Annotated in this window: 7 protein-coding genes; 5 read left to right on the top strand and 2 right to left on the bottom strand. The window is 40.3% G+C overall.

Annotated features, from left to right (window positions below):
• The 3 genes from OQX61_RS15270 to OQX61_RS15260 all read left to right on the top strand — a co-directional run.
• Positions 1–703 (top strand): DUF6266 family protein (locus OQX61_RS15270; protein WP_265842633.1); only part of this gene is annotated, 703 nt, incomplete at its 5' end.
• A gap of 196 nt (positions 704–899) precedes the next feature.
• Entirely contained in the window at positions 900–1,883 is a 984-nt protein-coding gene (locus OQX61_RS15265) for an aldo/keto reductase (RefSeq protein ID WP_265842632.1), read from the top strand.
• Between the two features lie 154 nt (positions 1,884–2,037).
• Entirely contained in the window at positions 2,038–2,430 is a 393-nt protein-coding gene (locus OQX61_RS15260) for an SRPBCC family protein (protein WP_265842631.1), read from the top strand.
• Positions 2,431–2,600: 170 nt separating this feature from the next.
• Here OQX61_RS15260 and ccsA read toward each other — a convergent pair whose 3' ends face one another.
• Positions 2,601–6,047, bottom strand: coding sequence for a cytochrome c biogenesis protein CcsA (ccsA, locus tag OQX61_RS15255; protein WP_265842630.1), 3,447 nt, complete (start codon positions 6,045–6,047; stop codon positions 2,601–2,603).
• A gap of 561 nt (positions 6,048–6,608) precedes the next feature.
• Here ccsA and OQX61_RS15250 point away from each other — a divergent pair.
• Positions 6,609–7,592 carry a glycoside hydrolase family 43 protein gene (locus tag OQX61_RS15250; protein WP_265842629.1) on the top strand — a complete coding sequence of 328 codons (984 nt, stop codon included), beginning with the start codon at positions 6,609–6,611 and terminating at the stop codon, positions 7,590–7,592.
• A gap of 61 nt (positions 7,593–7,653) precedes the next feature.
• Here OQX61_RS15250 and OQX61_RS15245 read toward each other — a convergent pair whose 3' ends face one another.
• Positions 7,654–8,865 carry an aldose epimerase family protein gene (locus tag OQX61_RS15245; RefSeq protein ID WP_265842628.1) on the bottom strand — a complete coding sequence of 404 codons (1,212 nt, stop codon included), beginning with the start codon at positions 8,863–8,865 and terminating at the stop codon, positions 7,654–7,656.
• Positions 8,866–9,011: 146 nt separating this feature from the next.
• Here OQX61_RS15245 and OQX61_RS15240 point away from each other — a divergent pair, with 146 nt between their 5' ends.
• Positions 9,012–9,533, top strand: a complete 522-nt coding sequence (locus OQX61_RS15240; RefSeq protein ID WP_265842627.1) for a hypothetical protein — start codon at positions 9,012–9,014, stop codon at positions 9,531–9,533.
• The last annotated feature ends 149 nt before the right edge of the window (positions 9,534–9,682 follow it).

Here is a 9,682-nt window from a genome sequence, read left to right as displayed (position 1 = left end):
TGACCGCATGACCATTGTTAACAATTTTCTACGTCCCATTCAAAATTTCATTAAACCCGGATTCAGGCTGAAAGTAGTGGGTACCGACAGAAACTACTATAACGAAGCCGTTTCCTATAATAAAAAACACGCGGTAAGCGGCGAATTTCCTAATGCGCAGCTGGATTATCCTAAAGCAATGTTGAGCATGGGAACACTGTTAAAAGCAGAAAAACCGCAAATCCAGGTTATAGGAACTGAAATTGAATTCAGCTGGGAAGTCCCTGCTGATCTCCCATGGCGAAATCTAAACGACCGTGCTATGGTATTGCTCTACTGGCCGGATCAGCATCAACACACCCATTGCCTCAGTGGATCCCACAGAAAAGATGGAAAACACAGGATCCAGATTGCCGCTAATCTGGCCAATCAAAGCGTAGTGGCCTACATCTCCTTTATCAATGATGATGCTTCAGAAATTTCAGACAGTGTTTATGCAGGAAGTATAGCTAAGCAAGAGCTGTTAACTATACCTGTATTAGAAGTTGCTGATTCCAATCCAAAAGAAGCCAAAACCCTGAGAAAACACCTTACAGTTAAGGTAAACACGGCAACCAGCTCTAAAACTACGCTTAAAAACACAGGAACTGGCAGACTAAACACAAAGTTAAGAGCTCAGCTACAGCCTCATCCAAAGGTCAAAATTCCCGACAAACCGAATTAGCTATAATTTCGGCAGCTTTAATGGACTGAATATGAATTGACAAGACAAGCATTTCCTTGTTAGCTGGCGAAGCTATGGAAGAAATCTTTCATTTAACCTGAGTACTATCATTTAAATGATACAAAGCTAGAAGTTATGTTATTTTGACGATAGCACAATTTTGAGGATTTTTGTGCCTTCAATAAACAATAACAAAATGGAATATAGAAAATTAGGAAATACAGAACTTGAATTGTCGACGATTACTTATGGTGCTTTTGCGATTGGTGGTACCATGTGGGGTGGAAATGAGCAGAAAGATTCTATTGAAGCCATCCATGCTTCACTGGATAATGGCGTGACAACTTTAGATACCGCTCCTTTTTATGGTTTCGGATTAAGTGAGGAATTGATCGGCCAGGCTTTGAAAGGAAAAGACAGGACTAAAGTGCAGCTTTTAACCAAATTTGGTTTAGTATGGGATGGTAGCAATCAAGGTAAAGGAGAACATTTTTTCGATATCCCTGTAGATGGAAAGAACGTTCCGATCTATAAATTATCATCCAAAGCGAACATCATTAAGGAAGTAGAAGAAAGCCTGAAGCGTTTAAACACAGATTATATCGACTTAATCCAGCAACACTGGCCTGATGCAACTACTCCTATTGATGAAACTATGGAGGCTATGGAAAGCTTAATCCAGCAAGGAAAGGTTCGTGCGGCGGCAGTTTCGAATTATAGTTTAGATCAATTGAAAGAAGCAGGAAAGACTTTTGTTCCGGCAGCAAATCAAGTGGCTTACAGTATGCTGAACCGCGGTATTGAAAAGGACCTTGTCCCATATACGGTAGAAAACAACATTGGTATCATTGTATACAGTCCGATGGAAAGAGGTTTGCTATCCGGTAAATATTTCCAGAATGAGAAGCTGAAAAGCGACGACCATAGAAATGGATATTTCGGCCAGTTTGACCTGGATAAAGTGAAAACATTCCTGGAAAGTATTCGTCCGATTGCAGAAAAGAAAAACGCAAGTCTGGCACAATTGGCTTTACGTTGGACAACTTTGCAAAAAGGGATTACGATCGTATTGGCTGGTGCTAGGAATGCTGAACAGGCGATTTCTAACGCACAGGCGATGAGCTTTGATTTAAGTGCAGAAGAGTTGAGCTTTATCGATGCTGAACTGAATAAGATCTAAGTTTATTTGTTTACATAAGAAGAAGGCATGGAGCAGATTTGTTCCATGCCTTCTTTGTTTATAAGTGTATTTATACACACCCTTTACGTTTCTATTTAGATTTTCATTAAGTTCAACCGATGAACGTACCATCAGGTCACCTAAAACAATTACGATGCCTACCATTTATCTAAACACCTTTATTCTGGCAAAACCAGGTGTTGTATTTGACCTTTCAAGAAGTATTGATTTACATCAGTTATCTACAAAACACACCCATGAAAAAGTAATCGCAGGAAGGATGTCCGGCTTAATAGAATATGGTGAATCTGTTACCTGGCGGGCAAAGCACTTCGGTGTTTTTCAGGAGCTAACCTCCCGGATTACTGCTTTTGATAAACCACGTTCATTTACTGATGAGATGGTGAGCGGCGCATTTAAATCTTTTGAGCACCTTCATAAATTCGAGCCTAAGGATAATGGAACAAATATGATTGATATCTTTTCTTATGTATCCCCATTAGGGATTTTGGGAAAACTTGCGGACGCTCTGTTTCTTAAGAGCTAAATGGAAAAGCTGCTGGTGAAACGTAATTTAATCATCAAGGATTATGCAGAAAATGGAAATCTAATACTTTAAGGCTCTCCTATTCAATTAGCGTACATATTGTTAAAAATGTATAAAAAAAAGGCATGGAACTAATTTGTTCCATGCCTTTTTTACGAATGCTTGCTTAATTATTTCTTGCGCATCTTGTATCTCTTATAAGAGATAAAGGCCAGCACAAAAATCACCCCTACTGTTACATACACCCATGACGGGATTGGAACAGGATCACCTTGTGCATAAGAATGCAGTCCGGTTAAATAGTAATTTACGCCGAAATACGTCATGATAATCGTGGAGAAACTCAGCAACGACAATAGATTAAACAGGTATTTGGTTCTTAAACCTGGAATCAGACGAACGTGTAAAACGAAGGCATAAATGATCACAGAGATAAATGCCCATGTTTCTTTAGGGTCCCAGCTCCAGTAACGTCCCCAGCTTTCATTGGCCCATATACCGCCTAAGAACGTACCTACAGTAAGTAAAAACAGTCCTACTGTTAAGGACATCTCGTTCACAATCGTCAATTCTGTGATAGAAGATTTCACTTTCGCAGAGATCTTATTATTGTCAATAATGTATAAAATTAAAACTACCGTTCCCATCAGGGCACTTAGTCCGAAGAAGCCATAACTAGAGGTGATAATTGCTACGTGAATCATCAGCCAGTAAGATTTAAGTACCGGAACCAGTGGCGTAATCTGTGGATTCATCTGTGATCCACCATGTGCAAATCCCATTAAAATCACGGCGATTAAACAACCTGCTGCAGGGATAAAAGCATTACTGTTTCTATACATTCCAAGGCCGGAAAGCACGCCGATCCAACTGATAAACAAGACCGCTTCGTAACCATTACTCCATGGCTCGTGACCGGAAATATACCATCTTGTCGCTAATCCAAATCCTTGAAGAAATGCAGCAATACTGATTAAAATCAACACGAATGTCACCAGTTTATCCAGCATTTTGGAGTTCTTAAACAATTTAAAGAACGCTAATCCAAGAATTACCGCACCTAACATGGCATAAGTAATCATCAGGTTCAGGAAGATGTTCCATGAGTTATAGCTCACTTCCCAGAACACTTTGGTATCGGAAGGCATTACTTCTTTACCGAACTTCAATTGAATGTCTTTGATTTTATCTAAAGCTGCATTTGCCGCATCCCAGTTTCCGGTTTGCTGGCCATCTTTAATGCTTTTAGCATAGCGATCAATCGGGTTTAATTCCCCTACTAATGTCGATCCCGGAAGCGCAGAAGGCATAGCGATCCAGGTATTATTCGCGTCACCTGCAATAGGAAAGATGCGTAAATATTGTCCGTTGATTAGGGATTGCATCGCCTGTAACTTATCATTCAGGTCGATAATCTCTTTATCGTAGTTGTTTTGCTCTGCTGGTTTCTTAGCGAAAGCTTTTGAATAATCGTCTTTAAGGATAAATTGAAGCGTTCCATCTTCACCTACCTTTAACAGGTTAATCATGGAAGTATAACCTCCTTCGTTTGCTTTAACCGCTTTTAGTAGGCCCGGACCACCTTTTGCACCGATTTTAATGATCGGAACATTCACCCAGATGAAAGGCGTTGTAGACACAGAAAGGAAGAATTGATTGGCGTTTAAGCTGTGGAAACGATCCTTACGGTGGAGTTTTCTCAGGATTTCTAAAGCCATCGTATTGATTGGCTCTACCCTTCCGTCGATATTTTGAACAGGCAAATGACCGAATTTATCGGCGTGTGCCAGGTCGATTTTTATAGAAGCTGCAAACTGAACCGGGTCTACAGATTTTGCAGACAACAGCATTTGCATTTCTGCTTTGCTTGGTTGTTCGTGGTTGTGCGCTTGTCCGACAGGTGCTGCTGCATCTGCTGAATGGTCATGACCATCGCCAGGGGCATGATTATGTCCATCGTCCGCAGGCATTTGCGCTTGTCCATTGGCAGCTGCATGATTATGTCCGTCATCTGCTGAATGATCGTGCCCATCGCCTGGTGCATGATTATGACCGTCGTCCGCAGGCATTTGCGCTTGTGGTTTTACAAGGCCAGGAATCGCGGTTGATCCGTTTTTGCCGTGCATATCGATCTTTTGACTAAACGCTGCACCTAAAGGAAGGAATAAAAACGCCAGTAAAAGTGATTTTGATTTTGCTGATTTAGAGATGGCTCTCAATTGCTCATTTAGTTTAGAAAAATGAGTGCCTTTCCAGAATAAGGTAACGAACATGCCCAGGAATAATAAGGTATAACCGATATAAGTAACGTTTGTACCCAGTTCGTCATGATTTACAGAAAGAACTGTTCCTAGCTCATCGTCGTCAAAACTGGCCTGGAACAAGCGGTATCCTGCTTTATCCAACACGTGATTCATGTATATTTTGTAAGGTGTATCTTGTCCGCCGTCCTGAATTAACACATCAGAAGAGTAAGATGCAGGGCTGCTACTACCTGGATATTTCTCCATTTTAAAATCTACCAGCTTAATTGAGAAAGGCGTTTTGTAGATTTTAGAACCGTAGGCCATCGAGATTCTTAGTCCGCCGATTTCACTTTGGTGCTGGAAATTAGTGATTCCTTTTCCGCCGTAGAAAGAAACGGTGTCGACTACATTTCCAGTCGTAACCTGTACTTTAACCAGGTCCAGATCATGTTCATGTTTGATTTTATCACCTTCCAGATAGATGATATCACCTGAAACCGGTGCTTCCGGAACTACAAATCCTAGTCGGCCGAAAGTATATAAGCTTCTTAAATTGAAGGGTTGTGCAGGGCTTTCCGCAGGGACAGTATTCTTTTCCTGAGTGGCCATGATCATATAATTACCTTCAAAAGGACTTGAAATTTGCAAGGCTCCATTTGCATCGGAAATATTGATTGCGCCCGCTGTTTCTTTATTATAGCTGACCAGCATATTTGAGATCAACTGTACTGTTCCTGAAGGAATGTATTTATTTACTCTCTTTTCATTTTCAGAAATCACCAGGTGTAGCGTCGGTTTTCCGGTAGCGCTGCGAACTAAAGAGTCTTGTGCTCTGGCGTAAAAATCGATCACTTTGATTTTAACCCGTTGTCCCTGGTAGTCGTATTCTCCTTTAAAGGTCTTTTTGAAAGGCTTCAAATAGCTTGGAATGCGGTTAGAGATTAGAATTGCCGGTTGATCATCGTAAGCTAATGCCTCATCACCTTTTCCGATTTGCATTTTGAAAAATGTTGCATCCGAAATGATTTCATCCGTAGACTCCCCTTCTCTGATGTGCATCGATCCTTCAAAACTCACATATCTGGTAATGTATCCACCGATAAAGATGACAACAAATGCAAGGTGAAACACCAATAGCGGCCATTTCTTACGTTGTGTCAATTGGTACCTACCGATATTACCGATAAAGTTGAGGACCAATATGACCATGACCAGTTCGAACCACCAGCAGTTGTAGATCAATGCTTTGGCGACTGCCGTCCCATAATCATTTTCAACAAAGGTGGCCATGGCCATGGAGAAAGCGTATAACAATAACATAGCACCCATCATTCGGGTGGAAAAGAGAATTTTGCCTAACCTTGTAATCATTCGTGTGTTTTTCTTTTTCTTTTGTACCGGTTTATTCACCAGCATAAGGAGCTGTTCCTTATCAATTCCGACAAAGATGACCCGAGAGATTTAGAAAAATGAGGGTTAGTAATTTTATGGCAAAAAAAAGACGAAACTAAATAGGAATTGAAGCTGAGCAGTGCTTATTTCAGTGTTTTTGTTACAGTTGAAAGTGCTGTGATCCGGTTTGCCGGGTTTTCTTATGATTTTTGCTCCTTGCTCCTTCCGGTTGTCCCCCATTGCCTGTTGCATTTGTTGCGATGAGCGTACCCGTTTTTGAATTGTCGGATACTTGTTACGCTTCTTCAATGATTTTTATATTATACTTGTTTAAAGATAATGCTAAATTGTTTTTCTATGCCTTGAAGATTGATTTTTTCGCTGTGAGTCTGCTTGTTAAAGCAGTGTTGATTTTGATCACAGCTGATATTGACCCTCTTTGGATACTATACATTGAATTGAGAAATGATGATTGAACCACAAAAGTTCCGGCAAAGCAAAGTATCAAATTGTTAAAACAACCTAATATATAACCATAGCATGAAGAAATTACTCCTGGCGCTAATTTTACTTCCAATTGTAAACAGCGTAGACGCTCAGACTAAAGAATCAAAAACCCATTCCGGAAACCCGGTATTTAAAGGCTGGTATGCAGATCCGGAAGGTGTCGTTTTTGATAAGAAATACTGGATTTATCCTACTTTTTCTGCGCCTTACGAAAAGCAGGTATTTTTCGATGCCTTCTCCTCACCTGATTTGGTAAACTGGACCAAACATCCGGGGATATTAGACACTGCAAGCATCAAATGGGCAAAAAAAGCAATTTGGGCACCCTCCATCATTAAGAAAAAAGACCAATACTTTTTATTCTTCGGGGCAAATGATATTCAAAGCGACAAGGAATCCGGGGGAATTGGAGTCGCAGTTGCAAATAATCCAGCCGGTCCATTTAAAGATCATCTGGGAAAACCTCTGGTAGACAAATTTCACAATGGTGCGCAACCGATAGATCAATTTGTTTTCAAAGATAAAGACGGCAAATATTACCTGATTTATGGTGGCTGGAAACATTGCAATATTGCCAGGCTAAATGAGGAGTTCAGTGGCTTTTTACCGATGGCAGATGGCAGCACATTTAAAGAAATCACTCCTGATAATTATGTGGAAGGGCCTTTTATGTTCATGAAAAACAACAAGTATTACTTTATGTGGTCGGAAGGTGGATGGACAGGACCAGATTACAGTGTAGCTTATGCCATTGCTGACTCTCCTATGGGACCATTTAAAAGAGTAGGTAAGATCTTGCAGCAGGATTCAAAAATCGCTAATGGCGCTGGCCATCATTCTGTGATCAGGAATGAAAAAACCGACGATTGGTACATTGTGTATCACCGGAGACCGTTAGACCAGACCAATGGAAATGCAAGAGAAACTTGCATAGATAAAATGTATTTTGATAAAGATGGATTCATTAAACCGGTCGTGATGACTACAAAAGGGGTTTCTTCTAACTCTTTGCGTTAACACCAAAAGCAAAGCGCCATAGGACTGTCTGGTCATATGGCGCTTTAATTTACCCCCCGTTTTATGGAGCTGTTGTGAATTTGTATATAGATTCAGATTGGTACTGCTCCCCTGGTTTCAATATTGTGGTTGGAAATGAAGGTTGATTCGGGCTATCCGGGAAATGCTGAGTTTCCATGGCGAAAGCCGTTCTGTAATCATCCTTATGATTGCTTTTCATATTGTTTTTACCCTTCATAAAATTACCGGTATAAAACTGTAAGCCCGGCTGATCGGTATAAACACTCATGACGATTCCGCTTTGATCACCGGTCACAATCGCGACAGGCTGATCCGCCTGATGAGGATTCAATACAAAGTTATGATCATAACCTTTTCCATTCTCTATCTGTTCGTGCTTCGCATCTATCCTTTCCCCAATGGTTTTAACCGTAGTGAAATCGAATGGTGTTCCTTTTACTGAAGCAAGGATTCCGGTTGGAATTAAGGTCTTGTCGACCGGCGTATACTTATCTGCATTAATTTTCAATTGATGGTTCAGGATAGAGCCTGCATTTTCTCCGTTAAGGTTGAAATATGCATGGTTGGTTAAGTTAACCGGTGTGTTTTTATCTGTTGTTGCCTGATAGCCAATTTTTAACTCATCATTGTCGGTTAAGGTATAAGTAACAATTACGTTTAGTTTTCCGGGATAACCCTCTTCCATGTCTTTTGATAAATAGGTCATCACTAAAGTCTGCGGATCAGGTTGTTTTGCATCCCAAACGACTTCCTGAAATGCTTTCTTTCCTCCGTGCAGGGTATTCGGACCATCATTTTTCGTTAGCTGGTATTCCTTCCCATCAAGCGTGAACTTTCCCTTTGCTATCCGGTTTCCATAACGTCCGATGGTTGCCCCAAAATAAGGCTCTGTAGAATTCTGATAGCCATTAAGGCTATCGAAACCAGCTGCAACATCCAGAAAATTTCCGTTTTTATCAGGTACATACAGGGCAACGAGCCTCGCGCCGTAATTGGTAATCAATGCTTTTGAGCCTTTAGTATTCACCAGCTGGAATAAATCAACTTTTTTTCCTGCTACTTCTTTCTCAAATGAGGATCTTTTGATGGTATTTTCGGGAGTTGCGTGTGCTGCAGATTGGTTTTTCGCGCTATCCTGTTGTTGTGCGTCCTTTTGTGTGGTGTTTTGTGTCCCTGCAGAATTACATGCACTTGATAAGGCAATGCAAGCGATCACCAATGGTATTGCGCCATTTCTAAAATGTGTCTTCATGAATATTAACGTTATGGTTTATTTTGGTTAACAGTATTCAGCTTATAATGAGTCAATTCTGAACCCTGATAAATAAATATAGCAATTACCTCTACTAAATCAGTAGAGTATTATCATTATTACATATTTATCCGGATACTTTTAAGATGATGCACCTAAACAGCTATGGTAAAACTGCAGCGCCTTATAATTCTCATAAAGAAGTCAAATTAGCAGTCCTACCCTCTTCCTTCGGATTTGATAGCCCTTGTGTACTGGAATTGTTGTTATCTTGGAGCAGATTAAAGACCATACAGGATACCATTTTAAAACGACATAGGATACCATTGGAAAAGAAGATTAGTTTAAGAAAGGGTGTTCTCGCCACTGTCATTTTTGTATGGAGTTTATTCTTTATACAAAATGCTTTTTCTGCTGATTCCTCCAATGAAAATACTGGTTTCCTTTACAGCTCTTATTTCCAGGGGGAGCTGCTCGAAGATGTCCCGTTGGATAAGGGTTATACCTCTCCTGTTAAAAAGGCGAAGTATTTTCAACCTCGTATTACAAATCATAGCACCATTGTTAGTCCGATTGTACCTCAGGCTGCAACAAAGATTGCCGTTGCCCCATGGAACTGGCCTCAACATAGTGAATATTCCTTTCTTTTCAGGTTAACTCCATTTTAGATTTTAGCTATTATCAATTGAACAAATGTCACCATTTGATCAATGTTACCAGATTACAATATTTATTCGCTGAATTTTTAGCCTGTGCTCTTTATTGGGTTGTCCATTATTGGTCCAGGTCATTATTCAGGAGGATAAGTGTTCAAAAT

The organism is Pedobacter sp. PLR, assembly GCF_026239675.1.
Classification (GTDB): domain Bacteria; phylum Bacteroidota; class Bacteroidia; order Sphingobacteriales; family Sphingobacteriaceae; genus Pedobacter.
Note: the sequence above shows the minus strand (reverse complement) of the source record. Positions and strands in the feature narration are given on the sequence as shown.

Bases quoted from the DNA above. Each gene is read 5' to 3' on its own strand.
- OQX61_RS15265 (WP_265842632.1), top strand. From the start codon at position 900: ATGGAATATAGAAAATTAGGAAATACAGAACTTGAATTGTCGACGATT.
- OQX61_RS15260 (WP_265842631.1), top strand. From the start codon at position 2,038: ATGCCTACCATTTATCTAAACACCTTTATTCTGGCAAAACCAGGTGTT.
- ccsA (WP_265842630.1), bottom strand. From the start codon at position 6,047: ATGATTACAAGGTTAGGCAAAATTCTCTTTTCCACCCGAATGATGGGT.
- OQX61_RS15250 (WP_265842629.1), top strand. From the start codon at position 6,609: ATGAAGAAATTACTCCTGGCGCTAATTTTACTTCCAATTGTAAACAGC.
- OQX61_RS15245 (WP_265842628.1), bottom strand. From the start codon at position 8,865: ATGAAGACACATTTTAGAAATGGCGCAATACCATTGGTGATCGCTTGC.
- OQX61_RS15240 (WP_265842627.1), top strand. From the start codon at position 9,012: ATGATGCACCTAAACAGCTATGGTAAAACTGCAGCGCCTTATAATTCT.